The sequence below is a fragment of the Shewanella sp. 10N.286.52.E4 genome (genome assembly GCF_041468785.1).
In the GTDB taxonomy this organism is placed as follows: domain Bacteria; phylum Pseudomonadota; class Gammaproteobacteria; order Enterobacterales; family Shewanellaceae; genus Shewanella; species Shewanella electrodiphila.
Map to the genome: position 1 here is coordinate 167,988 of NZ_JBFRJJ010000024.1, position 20,112 is coordinate 188,099.

Genomic DNA, 20,112 nt, shown 5'->3' on the forward strand with positions numbered 1-20,112 from the left:
ATAGTTAGGAAGTAAAATGAAAGCTGAAATGTATGACACCTTGAACAGACAAGTGTTGGCCTTAATGGAAGGCGAAGACGACTTAATTGCTGGTATGGCAAATTTCTCAGCCTTATTAAATGACAATTTGGATGATATCAATTGGGTTGGCTTTTATATTAAGCGCAACGACCAATTAGTGTTAGGACCATTTCAAGGAAAAGTTGCTTGTACACGCATTGTGATTGGCAAAGGTGTATGTGGCACAGCTGCAGCCTTAGATGAAACTCAACTTGTTGAAGATGTCCACCAATTTGAAGGTCATATTGCTTGCGATGCAGCCAGTAATTCGGAAATTGTAGTGCCAGTTCATGACGGGAAAAATGTCATAGCAGTGTTAGATATTGATAGTCCTTCTTTGAATCGTTTTGATAAAGATGATCAAAAAGGCTTAGAAATCTTAGTTAAAAGCTTCGAATCTTGCTTATTTGCTTAATTTGCGAACAAATAAGCTAAATTGCAGGTCGCAATCGCTGACATGGGCTTTATAATACTGAGCTGCACGCATTACTATGTTTAAAATTTATTTACTGTAAATATGCAGGCAAGTAAGTTAATTTGTTAGGGCATGTTTCAATTGCTTTAGCAATCATGTAGGAAATGCTAATTTGAACGTTAAGCAAGACTCTGTTTAACGAAAGATAAACGACTGTAACTAGCTAAGATAGCTATAAACCAGTCCCCTTATATAACGTGGAAGTAAAAATGGAATCAACAGACAAGTTGACCGACACCAACGCAGTTTTAGCGTATTTATATGAAACATTTCCTTTATGCTTTATTGCAGAAGGTGAAACTAAGCCATTAAAAATTGGGTTGTTTCAAGATTTAGCTGAAAGGTTGGCTGATGATTCTAAAGTAAGTAAAACACAATTGCGTGTTGCACTTAGACGTTATACAAGTAGCTGGCGCTACCTTAAAGGTGTTAAAACCGGCGTTCAACGTATTGATCTTGACGGACAAGACTGTGGCGAACTTGAGCAAGAGCATATCGATCATGCTCAGCAGACTTTAAAAGAAGGTCAAGAAAAAGCCAAGGCTAAGCGTCAAGCACAAGCTGCTAAAGCAAATCCTAAGAAGCCAGCTAAAAAAGCACCTTCTTCAAAAGCAGCTCCTGTTAAGAAAGACCGCCCAGCTAAGCCTAAAAAGCCTGCTGCACCAAAAGTTAATTATGTCCCTGCAAAATTTGACGAGCTTAAACAAAAACAACGTGTTAGTGTCAAGTTAGGACAAAATCCTGTCGCTGGCGTTATCACTGATATCAAGAAAGAAGATGTCCATGTACAGCTTGATTCTGGTTTAGTCGTTAAAGTACGTGCAGAGCATATTTTATTATCGTGATCATTTAAGGAGTAACTTGTTGATGCGAAAACTCACTTTGGCTGCGTCGATTGCCACTTTATTTGTCGGTTTTTCGGCTTGGGCAATTTCACCAACTATTCAAATCAACGAGTTACCTAAACTTGAGCAAGAGCCTCAACACAAGGTTGCGAGTAAGAGGGTAACGAATTTATTCACACGCTCTCATTACCATCGCTTTGAACTTGATGATGCTTTTTCTGAGTTGATTTACGATCGTTATCTACAACAGCTAGATTTCAGACGTAATGTGCTTACACAAGCAGATGTTGATAGCTTTAAACAATATCAACATCTGTTTGACGATATGGTCAAAACAGGCAATATCGAACCTGCTTTCAATATGTTCTCTTTATTGCAACAACGTCGCTATGAACGTTTTGCTTACGCACTGACTTTATTAGACAAAGAATTCGACTTCACAGAAGCCAATGATGCCTATGAGTTTGACCGCGAAGAAGCTACATGGCCAAAAGATGAAGCAGAATTAAATGAACTTTGGCGCCAACGTGTCAAATACGATGCATTAAATTTAAAACTTGCTGATAAAGACTGGGAAGAAACAGTCGAAATTCTTGGCAAGCGTTACAACAATGCCATCAAACGTTTAAGTCAAACACACAGTGAAGATGTGTTCCAAGGTGTTATGAATGCCTTTGCACGCACTGTTGAACCTCATACAAGTTATCTCTCTCCACGTAATGCTGAACGTTTCCAAATGGAAATGAACCTAAGCCTTGAAGGTATTGGTGCAGTGTTGCAAATGGATGATGATTACACGGTAATTAAAAGCTTAGTTGCTGGTGGTCCTGCAGCGAGCAGTGAAAAACTATCTCCAGAAGACAAAATTATTGGTGTCGGTCAAAAAGACGAAGAGATAGTCGATGTCATCGGGTGGCGATTAGATGATGTTGTTGAATTAATTAAAGGCCCTAAAGGCAGTGAAGTTAATCTTCAAATTTTGCCTAAAAAAGGTGGAGCAAACGCGAAAGCATTTGAAGTGACGATTGTTCGTGACAAAATTCGCTTAGAAGATCGCGCTGCAACCTCTAAAGTTGTTGAGCCTACTGAAGGCGAATACGCTAACCGTAAAGTCGGTGTTATTCAAATTCCTGGTTTTTACATGAACTTATCCGTTGATGTAGAAAAAGAAATTGCTAAATTAAAAGAAGATAACGTTGAAGGTATTATCATTGATTTACGTGGTAATGGCGGCGGTGCATTAACCGAAGCGACATTACTGACTGGTTTATTCATTGATATGGGACCAGTGGTTCAAATCCGTGATGCTAATGGCCGCGTTACTCAAAACCGTGATAATGACGGTAAAAGTGCCTATAGCGGACCATTAACAGTTATGGTTGATCGCTACAGTGCCTCAGCATCAGAGATTTTTGCTGCAGCGCTTCAGGATTATGAACGTGCATTGATTGTAGGTGAGGCGAGCTTTGGTAAAGGTACAGTTCAGCAGCATAAAAGCTTAGGTCGCATTTATGATATGTACGAAAAACCTATTGGGCATGTACAATACACCATAGCTAAGTTTTACCGTATTAATGGCGGCAGTACTCAGTTAAAAGGGGTTACTCCAGACATCAATTTCCCTAGTGCACTTGAGCCTGGTGAATATGGTGAATCTGAAGAGAAGAACGCATTACCATGGGATAAAGTTCCGGTAGCGCAATACGGTACTTTAGGTAATATCTACCCTGAATTGGTATCTAAACTTGATACCAAGCATCAGCAGCGTATCAAAACCGATGTAGAATTTGGTTATATCTTTGATGATATTGCTGAATTTAAAAAGCATCATGATGATAAAACGATTTCATTAGTGGAAAGTGAGCGCATTGCTTCTCGTGAAGAAGATGAAAAGCGTATTCTTGACCGCACTAATGAGCGTCGTGTTAAAAATGGTCTTGAGCCTTTAGCATCACTTGATGAAGAAGATGAAGAAGCCACTGAAACTGATGCAGAATCAACAGAAGTTGCTGAAAACGAAACGGCAGATGCTGAAGAGTCTGAAGAAGACGAACTAGAAGTACCGGATGCGTTTTTAGAAGAAACAGCATTAATCACCCTAGACATGGTTGATGCTAAAAAATCTGCAGTGAAATAAACGCTATTTCATTGTCAAAAAACGCGCTTTTAGCGCGTTTTTTATTATGTAAATTTTATGCCCGTTAAATGCTAAGTGTTATTCAAGGATTATTTATGACTCAAGCTCAAGCAAAACATTTAAAAGACTATCAAGCACCCACTTTCACCATTAGTCACATCGAGTTAGATTTTAATTTAAAGGGTTCAGACACTGAAGTTATTGCGATAAGCAAAATACAAAGGGTAGGCGAGCACAGCGAAGCATTGGTGCTAGTAGGCGAGCAAATTAATTTAGTGTCTGTGCATATCAATGGCGAGCCAGCTAATTACCAAGAAAAAGATAACCAATTATCTATCAGCACCTCTTTAAATGATTTTGAGTTAACGCTCGTTACTAAGCAAGATCCAGAAGCCAACTCAAGCCTAGAAGGCTTATATATGTCTGATGGCGCTTACTGTACCCAATGTGAAGCTGAAGGCTTCAGAAGGATCACTTACTTCCTTGATCGTCCTGATGTTTTAGCTATCTATACGGTAAGAATCGAAGCTGACAAAGCGGCATTCCCGTTTTTATTAAGCAATGGTAATTTGGTTGAAAAGGGCGATGTGAGTGAATCACGTCAATTTGTGCGTTGGGAAGATCCATTCCCAAAACCTAGCTATTTATTTGCCCTTGTAGCAGGAGACTTCGATTTACTTGAAGATAAGTTTATTACTCGTAGTGGCCGAGAGGTAAAACTGCAAGTATTTGTAGATAAAGGAAACTTGCATAAAGCTGACCATGCAATGGTGTCGTTACAAAAATCGATGGAATGGGATGAAAGCCGTTTTGATTTAGAATACGACCTCGATATTTATATGATTGTTGCCGTTGATTTTTTCAATATGGGCGCGATGGAAAATAAAGGCTTAAACGTGTTTAACACTAAATACGTATTAGCTGATACCGCCAGTGCGACAGATGAAGATTATCATGGTATTGAATCGGTTGTTGGCCATGAGTATTTCCATAACTGGACCGGTAACCGTGTGACGTGTCGTGACTGGTTCCAGTTAAGCTTAAAAGAAGGCTTAACGGTATTTAGAGATCAAGAGTTCAGTTCAGATTTAGGATCTCGTGCTGTCAATCGTATTCAAGCCATTCGCGTCATGAAAAATCAACAGTTCGCTGAAGATGCAGGCCCTATGTCGCATCCAATTCGTCCTGAATCTGTTATTGAAATGAATAACTTCTATACCGTGACTGTTTATAACAAAGGCGCTGAAGTTATTCGGATGATGCATACCATATTAGGTGAGCAAAATTTCCAGTTAGGGATGAAATGTTATTTCGAACGCCATGATGGCCAAGCGGTAACTTGTGATGATTTCGTCAATGCAATGGAAACGGCGAGTGGTATCGACTTAACCTTATTCAGAAATTGGTACAGCCAAGCCGGTACCCCTGTGGTGACTGTGGTTGATCAATATGATGCAGATAACAAGCAGTACCAGTTAACTGTCAGTCAATCGGTTACTTCTCAAGGAGTGAAAGGAAACCCTCTGCATATTCCATTCAGCCTTGAGCTATTGAATTCTGCTGGTCAACCTTTAACAAACCAAGTGCTTGATGTGAAAGAAGCTGAACAGACATTTGTATTTGATAATATTGACGCAATGCCAGTGCCTTCTTTACTGCAAGATTTTTCAGCACCAGTTCGCTTAGATTATGAATTTAATGTTGACCAACTTGTACATCTAACACGTTTTGCATCAAGCGAAGTAGCACGTTGGGAAGCTTCTGTTGGTTTATTCAGCCAAGCTGTTTGGCAAAATGTCGCCAGTTTAGTTGCTAAAGAGGCAATGCATCTCGATGCTAGAGTGATTGAAGCAATAAGAGGCATTATTCTAGATGAAAGCTTAGACAAAGCGTTAGTGGCAGAAATACTGGCATTCCCGAGTGCGGCTGCTTTAATTGAACAGGTTGAAACTGTCGACTTAGATGCTCTACAAGCTGCTAGAGAATTTGTTATCGATGAACTTGCTGAAGCCTGTTTAGATGAGTTAGTGACGCGTTATCGTTCATTGATTAAGGAAGATAATGCAGCTTCGCGAGCCTTTAAGAATATCTGTTTAGTATTGTTATCGCGTGTGTCATCAGAATATGAAGGCTTAGTGACTGAGCAATATCATGCAGCTACGAATATGACCGATAGCCTAGCAGCACTTAAAGCTGCGGTTTCAGGTCAGTTAACTTGTCAACAAACGTTGATGGCAGACTTTGAGCAAAAGTGGGTTTCAACGCCACTGGTTATGGATAAATGGTTTAGTTTACAAGCTTCACAAAACACGCCAGAAGTCTTAACAGAAATCAAAGCACTCACTGAGCACGAAAGTTTTAGCTTTAACAATCCAAATAGAGTGCGTTCGTTAATTGGCTTCTTTGTCGCTGCAAATACTTACCAGTTCCATGATGCGAGCGGCAGTGGTTACGAATACTTAACGGATATCTTGGTTAAACTGAATGAGTTGAACCCGCAAATTGCTGCCAGAATGATCACACCACTTATTCAGTTCAGTAAATTTGATTATGGCCGCCAACAAAAAATGAAAGCCTGTTTATTACGATTAAAAGCGCTACCTAACCTATCGAAAGATTTGTTTGAGAAAGTAGAAAAGGCGTTAGAACACGCTTAATCTAAAATTGGGTGACGGTTTATCATTTTAAATGCTAGATCGTTGCCTATCACTATTTCACTCTATAATTTGTAGTAATTGAGTTATGCAATTTATATTTTCAATGTACATCAGTTTTAAAGATTTTCTTCCTTATTACCAAGGCACAGTTAAAAATGTCGAGGTAAAGGATATTAATGGCAAAATTTTACACATAAATGGTAAATATTTTAGACCATTTGTGACCTCTGCAGGGATACAGGGGCAATTCATTTTGCAACTAGAACCTGCTGGAAAATTTATTTCTCTTAATAAAGTTTAGAGCAATTACTTCAAACGACCAATTGATTGTTAAATGGTAATTTAGCTTCACTTGGTTTTGTGTAAGCTACTGAAAAAGTTCTGTTTTTCTTTCATTTTTACTGCTTGTAGTCAATTCGTGTGATCCAATTCAAATAAGCGTTCGATTATTCTGTATTAATTTCTCCTAACTGCACCAATTCGTTAACAAATTTTCTGTTTTTTGAACTTGCTCAATGATGTTAATTGCTGTAACAATGGTGTTGCCTGCAGGCTAACAAAATGTTGGTTCAAATCCTATAACAACGAATCCGGCAGGTTACGGAGAGAAGCAAAAATGAATATTGTTAAAAGACGCTTTAACAAGTCGGCACTCGCTTTGGGGGTGGTGTCGGCATTGACTTTAGGGATGAGCAGTAGCGCTAATGCTGTATCATTTGATTGGGGTGAAGTACAAGGCTCCTTTGACTCAACATGGACAGTCGGCGCAAGCTGGCGTGTTTCTGAGCGTGATTGGGAAGGCCAAATCGGTAAAGTTAACCAGCCACAGTTTGATTGGTCTGGTTATTCTGGTTTCGGTGCGCCATTTGGGCAAACGCCTATCTACTCTTCAGCTCAAATTTGGGGCCAGCCTGGTTCATACTCAAGTAACAACGACTTAAGTAACTTACTCTATTCTCAGGGTGACACTACCTCTGAACGTTTTAAAGGTTTGCACGAGCTATCTTTAGAATATAAGAACTTCGGTTTGTTTGTACGTGGCATGTATTTTTATGATCGCAAATTAAGTGATGGCGATTTTGATTATAACGATCCATTGACTGGCAAAGAATATGATCCTTGTGAGGATAGCCGAGCAGAAGAAGTTCAATGTAAAGACATTCGTTTATTAGATGCATTTGTTTACGGTAACTTTGACTTAAATGATGGTAAAAACCCATTATCAGTTCGTATCGGTAACCAAGTTGTTTCTTGGGGTGAAAGCACATTAATTCCTCACGGTATTGGTGTCATTAACCCAGTTGATTTAAATATCTTGAATACACCTGGTGCTGAACTTAAAGAAGCTTTCCGTCCGCAAGGAATGGTATGGGCATCGTTAGGTGTTACTGAAAATTTAAATGTTGAAGCTTATTATCAATATGATTGGGAGCCAGTTTGGGTTCCATCTGCGGGTTCTAACTTTGCAACCAATGACTTTGTTGGTTTTGGTGGTTATAACCAAAACGCTCAGTTAGGTTTCAACTCAAACCCTGATATCAATCTTGATTTTTTAATGTCTGAGTATGCCGCGCTTTATGGTGCAGCAGCTGCGGCTAATTTTGATCCTGCATTCGCAGCTTACATGGTGCCATATGCTACTAAAGTGGCTTTACTTCAAGATGAAGCAGAACCAAGTGATGATGGTCAATACGGTATCAAGTTAGGTTATTACGCGCCGAGTTTAGGTGAAACTGAATTTGGCTTGTACTACATGAATTATCACAGTCGCCGCCCTATTATCAGCGGTACAGCATCTAACTTTAGCAGTGAAGCTTTAGCAAGAGACTACGGCCGTTTAGCTGCAAGTGGCGGTGAAATTGACCGTGAGTTGATGCTTAGTATGGAATCGTTTACTAAGGCTCAAGTGGTATACCCTGAAGATATTCAATTGTACGGCGCGAGTTTTAACACCTTAGTCGGTGACACATCTGTTGCGGGTGAAGTTTCTCACCGTGTTGATGAACCATTACAAATTGATGACGTTGAACTGTTATTTGCAGGTATGCCACAGCAACTTGCTAATGCTGGTATACGCCCTGATTTAGATGGTGTGTCGCAAATTGAAGGTGTAGAGGCTGGTGAAACCATTGATGGTTTCATTTTATCTGATACGACTCAAGCTCAATTTACATTGACACATTTATTTGGTCCTACCTTTGGAACAGATAATTTAACCATGCTTGCTGAAGTCGGTGGTGTGTGGATCCATGACATGCCTGGTTTTGATGAACTACGCTTAAATGGTCCTGGAACCGCGCGTTCAGGTGGTAACCCTGATATGCCAGGTATTATCGAAGCCTTGCATGATGGTCCTGAAACGAATCCATTCCCAACTGATTTTGCTTGGGGTTATCGTTTAGTGGCTAAAGCTGACTACAATAATATCTTTGCTGGCGTGAACATGTCTCCACGTGTGATTTTCTCTCACGATGTAGACGGTATCACTCCTGATCCAATGTTCTTATTTACTGAAGGTCGTAAATCAGTTGCTTTAGGCGTTAGTTTTGATTATCGCAGCCGCTGGGGAGCAGATATTTCTTACAACAACTTCTTTGGTGGTGTAGGAACAACAAATGCAATGACTGACCGAGATTACGTCTCGTTTAACGTCAAGTATTCTATCTAGAAGGATAATAATAATGAAGAAACTGACGATATTATCGGCTGCAATGATCATGGCGTTTAGTGCGCCGGCAGCGATGGCGAAAGTATCTGAAGCTGAAGCAGCTAAATTGGGTAATGAACTTACGCCAATAGGTGCTGTTAAAGCGGGTAATGCTGACGGTTCTATCCCTGCTTGGGATAATGGTATTACTTCTCCAGTTGCTGGCTATGAAAAGGGAATGCATCATCCAGATCCTTTTCCTTCTGATAAAATTTTGTTCACCATTACAAATGCTAACAAAGCACAGTACGCTGAATTTTTAACGCCGGGTCAAAACAAGCTTTTTGAATTATACCCAGATACATACAAAATGAATGTGTATGAAAGTCGTCGTACGGCTTCTTTGCCTCAGTATGTCTATGATGCAACTAAAGCTAATGCCTTAAATGCAGAGTTGGTTGCTAATGGTAACGGTGTAAGTGGCGCTTCTATTAGTGTGCCATTTCCAATTCCAAATAATGGTTTAGAAGTGATTTGGAACCACATCCTGCGTTATCGTGGTGTTGATATCAAAACTGCTCGTAGCCAAGCGGCTCCAACGGCAGGTGGTTCTTATACGTTAATTGAAACGGCTGAAGAGATTCGCTTTAGCTACAGCCGTCCTGAAGTGACTCTGGATCAATTAAAAGAATCAAATACTTTGTTCTTCTTTAAACAAGTTGTACGTCAACCTGCGCGTCTTGCAGGAACTGCTTTGCTTGTTAAAGAGACAATGGATCAAGAAGCACTTCCGCGCCAAGCTTGGACTTATAACACAGGTCAACGCCGTGTTCGTAAAGCGCCAAATGTTGCCTTTGATACACCAGGTACAGTGTCTGATGGTCTAAGAACAACTGATGATTTCGATATGTTTAACGGATCACCTGTGCGTTATAACTGGGAACTGGTCGGTAAGAAAGAGCTTTATATCCCTTACAACGATTACAAACTTCATTCAGATTCACTTGAATATGATCAAATCTTAAAACCAGGTCATATCAACCCTGAATTTGCTCGTTGGGAAAAGCACCGTGTTTGGGAAGTTAAAGCAACCCTTAAAGATGGCATGCGTCATATTTATAAAACACGTGTTTTCTATATCGATGAAGATTCATGGCAGGTTTCGCTAACGGATATGTACGATAACCGTGATGAGTTATACCGTGTAGGTACAGCACATTCGATTAACTACTACGAAGTTCCAACACATTGGAGCACGTTAGAAATTTTCCACGATTTGCAATCTCGTCGTTATTTAGCAATGGGATTAGATAATGAAGGCCGCATGTACGATTTCGATGCTAAGCTTTCTGAAGCTAATTTCACACCTGACGCATTACGTCGCGCAGGTATTCGCTAAGACCTTTATGGGGCGCATTGCGCCCCTATTATTTCTAAGGAAGTTTGTATGTCGTTTCGCACACTTCGCAATGTTGTCGCAATCAGCTTAGGTTGTTTAATTTCTACTGCGCCAGTCCATGCTCAATTCGATCCTCTTACCGTTCAAATACAGCCACTCGCTGAGTCTTCATTAGTTCTAGATATTGCCAAAGCAGGTGAAAACCTTGTTGCGGTGGGTGAACGCGGTCATGTGTTAGTTAAACAACAAGATTGGCAACAAGTGAGTTCACCAGTAATTTCCCAATTAACCAAAGTGTTCTTTTTAAATGAGAAACAAGGCTGGGCGGTAGGTCATGATGCAACCATCATTCACACTGTAGATGGTGGGTTAACTTGGCAAGTGCAATTCCAATCTACAGAAGTTGAAAAACCGCTTTTGGATATTTTATTTTTTAATGAAAATGAAGGTATTGCCGTTGGCGCGTATGGTTTGTTTTATCGCACCGCTGATGGTGGCAAGCATTGGGTTCAAGAGTTTCATGAAGAATTACTATTCCCTGAAGATGTCTCATATCTTGCTGATTTAAAAGCTGAAGATGAAGCTTTATATTTATCAGAAAGATCAGCGTTATTACCTCACTTTAACCGTGTCATCCAATTAGCTGATAATCGCCTGTTGATGGTAGGTGAATTAGGACTTGTCGCCACATCTGATGATAATGGCGTAACGTTTGTTACACAGCCTTTTGATTATGAAGGTTCAATGTTTAATGCTATTGAAACGGACGGCGCAGTGTTTGTCATGGGCTTACGTGGCCATGTTTTCAAAACCGATAAGCTATTCAGTCAATGGCAAGAAATCGCTTTACCGGTGAAGTCTTCAATTAATAACGCTTATATTACTGATTCTGGATCTTTGTACCTTGTTGGTAACGCAGGTGTTGTTATCGAGTTAGATAATACAGATACAGCTAATATCATTGCACGTAGACAAGGCGAAAATATCGTCGCTATTGAAAGTGATAATCAAGGTCAAGTTTGGTTTGCTGGTTCAAAAGGTTTATTTCAGCTCAAATAGAGTCGCTTAAGCTTTACGATGGATTTGTTCAGTGACGGGGCAAGTAAACGTGTCTGGAATATACGGTTACGGTGTAAATTGAGCAAAATAAACACTAAGTTAGTGTAAAAATAAAACAACAATAATAGGGCCGATAAGATGTTAGAAAAACTGGTCAATGGATTTGAAACCCATCTTTTCAGAAACCGCATGTGGGTGATTTTGTCATTCATGTTAATTACACTTTTTCTTGGTTATCAAGCAAGCCAATTAAAAATGGATGCGGCTTTTAGTAAAAACATACCGCTTAATCATGAGTACATGAAAACCTATACAAAGCATCAAAAAGATTTTGGTGGTGCGAATAGGATTATGGTGTCTGTTGAAGACACTAGCGGTGATATATTTAATCCTGAATATTTCGAAACCCTGAAACAGGTTCATGATGAACTGTTTTTTATCCCGGGTGTAGAGCGTTCCCAAGTTAAGTCTTTATATTCTCCTTCAACACGTTTTACTGAAGTTGTTGAAGATGGTTTTGCTGGCGGACCAGTGATACCTGCAGATTTTCGTAACGATGAATATGGCCTGAATGTTGTTCGTGACAATGTGGAAAAGGCAGGTATTGTTGGTCGTTTAGTATCAAATGATTATTCATCAGCGATGTTAACAGCGCAGTTAATGGATTTTGTGGCTAAAACAGACGAAGAAATGGCCGAGTCTGAAGGTGCTGAAAAAGATATTACGACTAAACCACTCAACACGATTCAATTCGCTAAACAATTAGAAAATCAATTACGTGGCAAATACGAAACGGAAACGATTAAAATCCATATTATTGGATTTGCTAAAATGGCAGGTGATGTCGCAGAAGGGGCAAAAGGCGTATTACTGTTTTTCTTGATTGCGATTTTGATTACTGCAGTCATGGTGTATTTATTTTCTAAGTCGTTAATTCTAACGGTTCTCCCACTTGTGTGCAGCCTTGTCGCTGTTTTCTGGCAGCTAGGGTTATTAACTGTGGTCGGTTTTGGCTTAGATCCTATGTCAATTCTAGTACCGTTTTTAGTGTTCGCAATTGGCGTTAGTCATGGCGTTCAAATGATCAATGCTGTTAGACGTCGTGTACTCGATGGTCAAAATACCAAAGCAGCTTCAGCATCGGCATTTCGCAGTTTATTAGTGCCGGGTGGCGTAGCGCTATTATCAGATACCGTTGGTTTTTTAACGTTATTGGCGATTGATATTGGTATTATCCGAGAACTCGCTATTTCAGCTTCACTGGGTGTGGCTGTTATTATTTTAACCAATCTCATTCTATTGCCTTTGGTGATTTCATACACCACGATTAAGCCAGAAAAAGAAGATCCAGTTAAAAAAGCCAAAATTGAAGGTTTGTGGCGCAGCTTATCAAAATTCGCGACACCTAAATATGCTGTCATTGTATTAGTTTGCACCGCAGTGCTATACGGCTTTGGTTTTCAGCAAGCAAGCAATATCAAAATTGGTGACTTGCAGGGCGGTGCGCCAGCACTTCATTTAGATTCTCGATACAACCAAGATACTTTCCATATAACAGATAATTATTCAATTACGACTGATTATATGACTGTGATTGTTGAAGCGACACCTGAAGCCTGTACATATCATTCCATTCTAAATGAAATTGATCAGTTTGAATGGATGGTTGGCAATACACCAGGTGTTGAGTCGACCGCAAGTTTAGCGTCAGTCTCTAAGCGAGTGAATGCCGGTTTCAACGAAGGTAATCCTAAATGGCAAGTGCTTCCTCGTACCACAGCGAGCTTAGTGCAAGCTGTAGGCCGTGTGCCAACTACCTCTGGATTACTTAACGGTAATTGTTCAGTGATGCCAGTTTTCTTGTTCTTAAAAGATCATAAAGCAGAAACCATTGAAGTTGTGACAGCCAAAGTAAAACAAGTTGCTGAGCAGCTTAATACTGACACATTGCAGTTTAAATTAGCTTCAGGGCCAGTTGGCGTGATGGCAGCGACAAATGAGGCTGTTAGCGAAGCACAGCTACCTATGATGATTTATGTGTATGGCGCGGTGTTTGTTTTATGTCTCATCAGCTTCCGTTCAATTAAAGCGACTATCGCCGTGATTGTGCCTTTATATGTGGTTTCAACATTAGCGCAAGCATTAATGACGTGGCTAGATATCGGTTTAGCGGTGAGTACATTACCTGTTATTGCATTGGGCGTGGGTATTGGCGTGGATTACGGTATTTATATTTTATCGACCATGTCAGGTAAACTTACTCAAGGTATGGCAGTCCAGCAAGCCTACTTTGAAGCCTTAGTTGAACGTGGTAGTGCGGTCATCTTTACAGGGTTAACTTTAGCTATTGGTGTGAGTACTTGGTTCTTTTCAGCACTTAAGTTCCAAATGGACATGGGTATTTTGTTAACTTTCATGTTTTTAGTAAATATGTTGGGTGCGATAATTATTTTACCTGCGTTGTCAGCGGTATTCTGGCGCAAACCCAAGTAAATAAACGGTTTGAAAATATTAAGAGGAGCTTAGGCTCCTCTTTTTTTTGCATAGTTAGTCTATCTAAACGCTTGATTGGTCAAATAGTGACTATAATTCTATAGTTAACAAGGATTTTAGAGGATCTACCACTAAAATAGTGCTCGATATAGCAGTTAATTAGTAATAAACTTTGCTCCAGATCTCAGTTTTAGACTGAATCAACAAGCCGAAGCATCCAATATAATGATAAAAGCGCTGCCATAAACGCTTAAGGAAACTGCAACATGGCCTTTAAAGATGCAATGCCTTCAGTACTACTAGAAAATGTAGTCAATTTAATTCATAAAAAAATCCCTAATTCTCAAGCTAAACAAGTTGAGCAATTTGCCAATTGTATATACGCCCATATGTCAAAAGACGACTTAAATGCTCGTAATGACAGCGACCTTTATGGTGCCGTACTAAGCCTTTGGAATGCGCTAAACAAATCAGCTAAAACCAACAGCCACATCCGTGTGTTTAACCCAAGTCAGTCGAAACATGGCTGGCAGTCTACCCATAGTATTATTGAAATCATTCAACCAGATATGCCTTTCTTGGTTGACTCAGTGACTATGGCATTAAACCGCATGGGCATTACGGCGCACATGGTGTTACATACACCGTTAGCATTAGTTCGTGATGAGGAATTGGTTAAAGAAGTTTCTTTTATTAAAGATGCACCTGAAGCAACTGAAAATGTTGCGGTATTTTTAATTGAAATCGATCGTCAAAGTAGCGAAGCCGATATTAAAGCCATTGGTAAAGAACTTGAATCAGTTTTTGCTGATGTTGTGTCTTCAGTTGATGATTGGCAGCAAATGTCAGATAAGTTAACCGAGACGGTTAAGCAATTACCGAAACAACCATTTCCAGGCGATAAAGCTGAAATGGAAGAAGCGACTAAATTCCTAACTTATCTCAATAATCATCATTTTACATTACTTGGTTACAGACATTACGAGTTAAAGCGTGTTGAAGGTGATGTTGAGTTAGTACCAGATTTGGATTCAAGCTTAGGCTTAATGAGCCGCTCGAGTGCCGAACATGCAGATCGTGGATTACTTTTGTCTACGTTCTCAGCTTCTGCCCGTAAAGAAGCGCTGGATGAAAGCTTATTAGTGCTTACTAAAAGCTCTACCAAAAGTCGTGTACATCGCCCTGCATATGTCGATTATGTGGGTATCAAACGTTTTGATAAAGCAGGTAATGTCATAGGCGAAGACCGATTCTTAGGCCTATATGCTTCTAATTTATATAACCGAAGCCCACGTGAAATTCCGCTACTTGCTGGTAAAGTTGAACGCGTTATGGAGCAATCTGGTTTGACGCCTCGCTCTCATGACTATAAAGCGTTAATGAATATCCTTGAGAACTTACCTCGCGATGAGCTGATACAAGCTAAAGAAGATGAGCTTGCTCATATCGCTCGCGGCGTTTTAGAAATGCAAGATCGTGACAAATTAAAGTTATTTGTCCGTAAAGACGGTTTTGGTCGTTTCTTATCTTGTTTGGTGTATGTATCAAAAGATCGTTACAACACCAAATTACGTCAAGATACACAACGCATTTTGGCTCAACATTTTAACAGTAGTGAAGATGTTGAATTTACCACTTACTTCTCAGAATCAACTTTAGCGCGTACTCATTACATCATTAAAGTTGACAATAATAATATGGACGTCGATGTGGCTGCTATTGAGAAAAACCTAATTGAAGCAGCTCGCTCTTGGGAAGATAAACTACATAGTTCACTGAATAATGCTCTTGGTGAGCAGTCAGGAACGGGTCTTATTAAGCGTTACTTCACGGCATTTTCACCGAGTTATAAAGAAGATGTGTTGCCTAGTTCAGCAGTGGTTGATATTCAACACCTTGAAGCATTGAACGACGAACATAAATTGGGCATGCTTTTTTATCAGCCACAAGAAACGGCATTAAATGATAATAAAGTCCGCTTAAAGCTATTTCATAAAGATGAACCTATTCATCTTTCTGATGTGCTACCTATGCTTGAAAACTTTGGTTTGCGGGTCATTAATGAACGCCCGTACGAAGTTAAAACTGCAGATGGTCAAACCTTCTGGATTTTAGACTTCTTAATGACAGTGCAGGGCGCTGCCATTGAAAACCTTGCAGATAGCCAAGATCGTTTTCAAAATGCATTATCACAAGTCTGGGATAAAGAACTTGAAGATGATGGCTTTAACCGAATGATTTTAGCGACCAGCTTAACGGGTCGTGAAGTGTCTATTTTGCGTGCTTACGCTAAATATATGCGTCAAATAGATGCAACGTTTAGTCAGTCATACATTGAAGAAACGTTTAATCGCTATCCGCAAATAGCTGATTTACTAGTTAAAATGTTCATTCGAAAATTTAATCCAAAATTAAAAACTCGTACGTTAAATAAGTTTTTAGAACAGGTGGATTTGCGTCTTGAGGACGTATCGAGCTTAGATGATGATCGTATTATTCGTCGTTATTTAGATTTGATCAACGCAACACTACGTACCAATTTCTATCAAACATTGAACAAAAACGAAAACAAGCCGTACATTTCGTTTAAGTTCTTACCTGAAGACATTCCTGAAATGCCTCGCCCATTACCGAAATTTGAAATCTTCGTATACTCTCCGCGAGTTGAAGGTGTTCATTTACGTGGCGGTAAAGTAGCGCGTGGTGGTTTACGTTGGTCTGACAGACGTGAAGATTTCCGTACTGAAGTGCTTGGTCTTGTAAAAGCGCAACAGGTTAAAAACACCGTTATTGTACCTGTTGGTGCAAAAGGTGGCTTCGTGTGTAAACAGCTACCAACTGAAGGTGGCCGCGAGGCATTCTTTAATGAAGGCCAAGCATGTTACCGATTATTTATCCGTGGTTTACTTGATATCAGCGACAACATCATTGAAGGCAAAGTGGTACCGCCAAAAGATGTAGTACGTCATGATGAAGATGATGCATACCTCGTTGTTGCAGCTGATAAAGGTACTGCGACTTTCTCTGATATTGCCAACGAAATTGCCATTGAGTATGACTTCTGGTTAGGTGATGCTTTCGCATCTGGCGGCAGTAACGGTTATGACCATAAAAAAATGGGTATTACTGCGAAAGGCGCTTGGGAATCGGTCAAACGTCATTTCCGTGAAGAAGGTATTGATTGCCAAACAACTGATTTTACCTGTTTAGCAGTGGGTGACATGGCTGGCGATGTATTTGGTAACGGTATGTTGTTATCGCGCCATACTAAGCTCGTTGCAGCATTTAACCACATGCATATCTTTGTTGATCCAAACCCGGATACTGAAAAGAGTTACGTAGAGCGTGAGCGTTTGTTTAATCTACCGCGTTCAAGCTGGGAAGATTACAACACTAAATTGATGTCTAAAGGTGGGGTGATTTTTAATCGTTCTGCTAAGTCACTTAAGTTGACTAAAGAAATCAAGGGAATGCTTGAAACTGATTCAGACACCATGACCCCGAACCAGTTAATGCAAGCATTGCTAAAAATGCGTGTTGATTTGATTTGGAATGGTGGTATTGGTACTTACGTTAAAGCAACTTCTGAAACGCATGCTGAAGTTGGCGATCGTGCAAATGATGCTATTCGTGTCAATGGTAATGAATTAAACGCTAAGATCATTGGTGAAGGTGGTAATTTAGGTGCGACACAATTAGGCCGTATTGAATTTGCGGCTAATGGTGGTCGAGTTAATACTGACTTTGTTGATAATGTTGGCGGTGTTGATTGTTCAGATAATGAAGTGAACATTAAAATCTTACTCAATACGTTAGTGGCAGACGGTGAACTTACCGTTAAGCAACGTAACCGCTTATTAGAATCAATGACTGATGAAGTGGGGGATATTGTACTTCAAGATTGTAATGATCAAACTCGTACAATTTCAGTGACGCAGGCTCACGGTGTTTCACAATTAAAAGAACACATTCGTTATATTCAGTATCTTGAAAAAGATGGCAAGTTGGATAGAGCGTTAGAGTTCCTTCCAACAGATGATGAACTTGCAGATCGTTTAGCCAATAGCAGAGCATTAACTCGTCCAGAATTATCTGTGTTAGTTGCTTATGGAAAAATGGTATTAAAAGAGCAATTAGTTACAGCAGAAATCACTGAAGATACATTCTTAAGTAAATTGCTAACGGCTTATTTCCCTCAGAAATTACAAGACAAATATGCTGATAAAATGATTGCGCATCCATTGCGCGGTGAAATTATTGCGACTTCATTAGCTAATGAACTTGTTAATGACATGGGCTTTAATTTCGTGCAACGCATGCAAGATGAGACAGGTGCCACAGTAGCCGAAGCCGCAATTTGTTATACTATGGCTCGCGAAGTTTTCGGTTTAGCTGATTTAACTCAATCAATTACTGAATTAAACGGTATTGTGTCTGCTGACGTGCAAAGTGAAATGCTGCATCAATTACGTCGCAATATGCGCCGTGCTTGTCGCTGGTTCATCCGTCATCGCACCAAAGGTGAAAATATTGAGCAAACAGTGGCGTTCTTCAAACCTGTATTTGAAGAATTAAAGACCAATGTTGATCAGTATATGATTGCTGCTGAAGTGATTGCGATTTCAACTGAAATAAAATCACTAACAGAACAAAAAGTACCTGAGTCTTTAGCACAAGTTGTTGCTAAAATGAGTACCTTGTTCTCAGCGTTAGATATCGCCCAAATAGCCCAAATCGAAGGTAAGTCAGTTCAGCTAGTGGCTGAAACCTATTTCAGACTTGGTGCAAAAGTTGAATTACATTGGTTCCTTGAACAAATTAGTAATCAGCCCGTATCTAACCATTGGCAAGCGCTTGCTCGTGCCGCCTTCAGAGAAGAATTAGATTGGCAGCAACGCGCACTGAGCTCTACTGTGCTACGAGCGTGTACAGATACTTGTAATGCCGATTCAATTATTCAGCAATGGATAGACAATAACGAGAAGCTATTGGAACGTTGGTTCCACCTATTAGCAGACTTTAAAGTCTCTCAAAGTCATGACTTTGCCAAATTCTCGGTGGCGTTACGTGAACTTAATTTGTTGATCCTTCATTGCGAAGGACCGAGATAATTATTTATAATAAGTGAACAAGCCCTGGCAAATAGCCGGGGTTTTTTTTAGGTTTAGGAGAAAGCATGTTTTTTTACAAAGTTGCACAAAAAGTAATGTTTCAAATGGATCCAGAAGTAGCGCATAACATCGCTATTGGAAGTTTAAAAAACACTGGAAACAACCCTTTAAACCTATTTTATAGTCAAAATGTTAGCGCTGCTCCAGTGACTTGCATGGGTATTACATTCAATAACCCTGTAGGCCTTGCTGCAGGCTTAGATAAAGACGGTGAGTCGATTGATGCATTCCATGCCATGGGTTTTGGGCATGTAGAAGTCGGCACTGTCACTCCTCGACCACAACCAGGTAACGAGCAACCACGTTTATTCAGATTAAAACCAGCGAAAGCGATTATTAATCGTATGGGTTTTAATAATAAAGGTGTTGATAATTTAGTCCGAAACTTAATGGCTAAAAAAACAGACATTATTGTTGGTGTGAATATTGGTAAAAATAAAGATACTCCGGTTGAAGAAGGCAAAAACGATTACTTAATTTGCATGGAAAAAGTTTATCAACATGCAGATTATATTGCGGTTAATATTTCATCACCAAATACACCGGGTCTTCGTACAATGCAATACGGTGAATTGTTAGATGATTTATTAAGCTCGCTAAAAGAAAAGCAAGCAGAGCTAGCTAAAAAGTATAATAAATATGTTCCAGTTGCATTGAAAATAGCGCCAGATTTAACCACTGAAGAAATTGAGAAAATTGCTGAGTCATTATTGAAAAGTAAATTTGACGGCGCAATTGCCACAAACACTACATTAAGTCGTGATGCTGTGGTTGGCCTTGATAATGCGGATGAAATGGGTGGTTTGAGTGGTAAACCGTTAACCGATCTTTCAACTAAAGTGATCAAACAATTAGCTGAATATTTAAACGGTGAGATCCCAATTATTGGCGTTGGCGGAATTAATAGTGCAGAAGATGCTTTAGCTAAATTTGACGCAGGTTCTCAATTAGTTCAGATATATACTGGCTTTATTTACCAAGGTCCTGGATTAATTAATGATATTGTAAAAGCCTATAAAGCAAAATAAGATCTGAATAGTTTAAAAACCAACCAAAGATCCTTTTTTTAGATCTAATAAAGTTATAGCGATCGAAATAACGATCTTTCGATCGTTGTAACTTTATGATCTTTATATCAAAAATATTCAATAATGTTTTGATATTGTCTG

11 protein-coding genes are annotated in these 20,112 nt (G+C 39.6%); all 11 read left to right on the forward strand.

The window, feature by feature from the left end; translation table 11 throughout:
- The first annotated feature begins 16 nt into the window (after nucleotides 1-16).
- The 11 genes from AB4153_RS14655 to pyrD all read left to right on the forward strand — a co-directional run bounded on the left by AB4153_RS14655 (nucleotide 17) and on the right by pyrD (nucleotide 19,971).
- On the forward strand, nucleotides 17-475 hold the full coding sequence (locus tag AB4153_RS14655; protein WP_102528733.1) for a GAF domain-containing protein: 459 nt from the start codon (nucleotides 17-19) through the stop codon (nucleotides 473-475).
- 269 nt (nucleotides 476-744) lie between these two features.
- Nucleotides 745-1,380 carry an RNA chaperone ProQ gene (gene proQ / locus AB4153_RS14660; RefSeq protein ID WP_102528734.1) on the forward strand — a complete coding sequence of 212 codons (636 nt, stop codon included), beginning with the start codon at nucleotides 745-747 and terminating at the stop codon, nucleotides 1,378-1,380.
- Between the two features lie 22 nt (nucleotides 1,381-1,402).
- Complete coding sequence (prc, locus tag AB4153_RS14665) at nucleotides 1,403-3,517, forward strand: carboxy terminal-processing peptidase (RefSeq protein ID WP_371997962.1); 2,115 nt, start codon at nucleotides 1,403-1,405, stop codon at nucleotides 3,515-3,517.
- Between the two features lie 95 nt (nucleotides 3,518-3,612).
- Nucleotides 3,613-6,174, forward strand: coding sequence for an aminopeptidase N (pepN, locus tag AB4153_RS14670; RefSeq protein WP_371997963.1), 2,562 nt, complete (start codon nucleotides 3,613-3,615; stop codon nucleotides 6,172-6,174).
- Between the two features lie 85 nt (nucleotides 6,175-6,259).
- A complete protein-coding gene (locus AB4153_RS14675) occupies nucleotides 6,260-6,475 on the forward strand; it encodes a DUF2835 domain-containing protein (protein ID WP_102528737.1) in 216 nt (71 codons plus the stop codon).
- Nucleotides 6,476-6,790: 315 nt separating this feature from the next.
- Nucleotides 6,791-8,842 (forward strand): DUF1302 domain-containing protein, encoded by a 2,052-nt coding sequence (locus AB4153_RS14680; RefSeq protein WP_229370314.1) that lies wholly within the window; start codon nucleotides 6,791-6,793, stop codon nucleotides 8,840-8,842.
- A gap of 13 nt (nucleotides 8,843-8,855) precedes the next feature.
- Nucleotides 8,856-10,220: a DUF1329 domain-containing protein gene (locus AB4153_RS14685; RefSeq protein WP_102528739.1), complete on the forward strand. Its 1,365-nt coding sequence runs from the start codon at nucleotides 8,856-8,858 to the stop codon at nucleotides 10,218-10,220.
- 48 nt (nucleotides 10,221-10,268) lie between these two features.
- Nucleotides 10,269-11,279, forward strand: a complete 1,011-nt coding sequence (locus AB4153_RS14690) for a WD40/YVTN/BNR-like repeat-containing protein (RefSeq protein ID WP_371997964.1) — start codon at nucleotides 10,269-10,271, stop codon at nucleotides 11,277-11,279.
- 138 nt (nucleotides 11,280-11,417) lie between these two features.
- Nucleotides 11,418-13,772: an RND family transporter gene (locus tag AB4153_RS14695; RefSeq protein ID WP_102528741.1), complete on the forward strand. Its 2,355-nt coding sequence runs from the start codon at nucleotides 11,418-11,420 to the stop codon at nucleotides 13,770-13,772.
- A 266-nt stretch (nucleotides 13,773-14,038) separates the two neighbouring features.
- Nucleotides 14,039-18,883: an NAD-glutamate dehydrogenase gene (locus AB4153_RS14700; RefSeq protein WP_102528742.1), complete on the forward strand. Its 4,845-nt coding sequence runs from the start codon at nucleotides 14,039-14,041 to the stop codon at nucleotides 18,881-18,883.
- 65 nt (nucleotides 18,884-18,948) lie between these two features.
- Nucleotides 18,949-19,971 (forward strand): quinone-dependent dihydroorotate dehydrogenase, encoded by a 1,023-nt coding sequence (gene pyrD, locus AB4153_RS14705; protein WP_102528743.1) that lies wholly within the window; start codon nucleotides 18,949-18,951, stop codon nucleotides 19,969-19,971.
- The last annotated feature ends 141 nt before the right edge of the window (nucleotides 19,972-20,112 follow it).

Coding starts and splice junctions, on each gene's coding strand:
- pepN (WP_371997963.1), top strand. CDS start 3,613: ATGACTCAAGCTCAAGCAAAACATTTAAAAGACTATCAAGCACCCACT.
- pyrD (WP_102528743.1), top strand. CDS start 18,949: ATGTTTTTTTACAAAGTTGCACAAAAAGTAATGTTTCAAATGGATCCA.
- AB4153_RS14695 (WP_102528741.1), top strand. CDS start 11,418: ATGTTAGAAAAACTGGTCAATGGATTTGAAACCCATCTTTTCAGAAAC.
- AB4153_RS14680 (WP_229370314.1), top strand. CDS start 6,791: ATGAATATTGTTAAAAGACGCTTTAACAAGTCGGCACTCGCTTTGGGG.
- proQ (WP_102528734.1), top strand. CDS start 745: ATGGAATCAACAGACAAGTTGACCGACACCAACGCAGTTTTAGCGTAT.
- AB4153_RS14655 (WP_102528733.1), top strand. CDS start 17: ATGAAAGCTGAAATGTATGACACCTTGAACAGACAAGTGTTGGCCTTA.
- AB4153_RS14690 (WP_371997964.1), top strand. CDS start 10,269: ATGTCGTTTCGCACACTTCGCAATGTTGTCGCAATCAGCTTAGGTTGT.
- AB4153_RS14700 (WP_102528742.1), top strand. CDS start 14,039: ATGGCCTTTAAAGATGCAATGCCTTCAGTACTACTAGAAAATGTAGTC.
- AB4153_RS14685 (WP_102528739.1), top strand. CDS start 8,856: ATGAAGAAACTGACGATATTATCGGCTGCAATGATCATGGCGTTTAGT.
- AB4153_RS14675 (WP_102528737.1), top strand. CDS start 6,260: ATGCAATTTATATTTTCAATGTACATCAGTTTTAAAGATTTTCTTCCT.
- prc (WP_371997962.1), top strand. CDS start 1,403: ATGCGAAAACTCACTTTGGCTGCGTCGATTGCCACTTTATTTGTCGGT.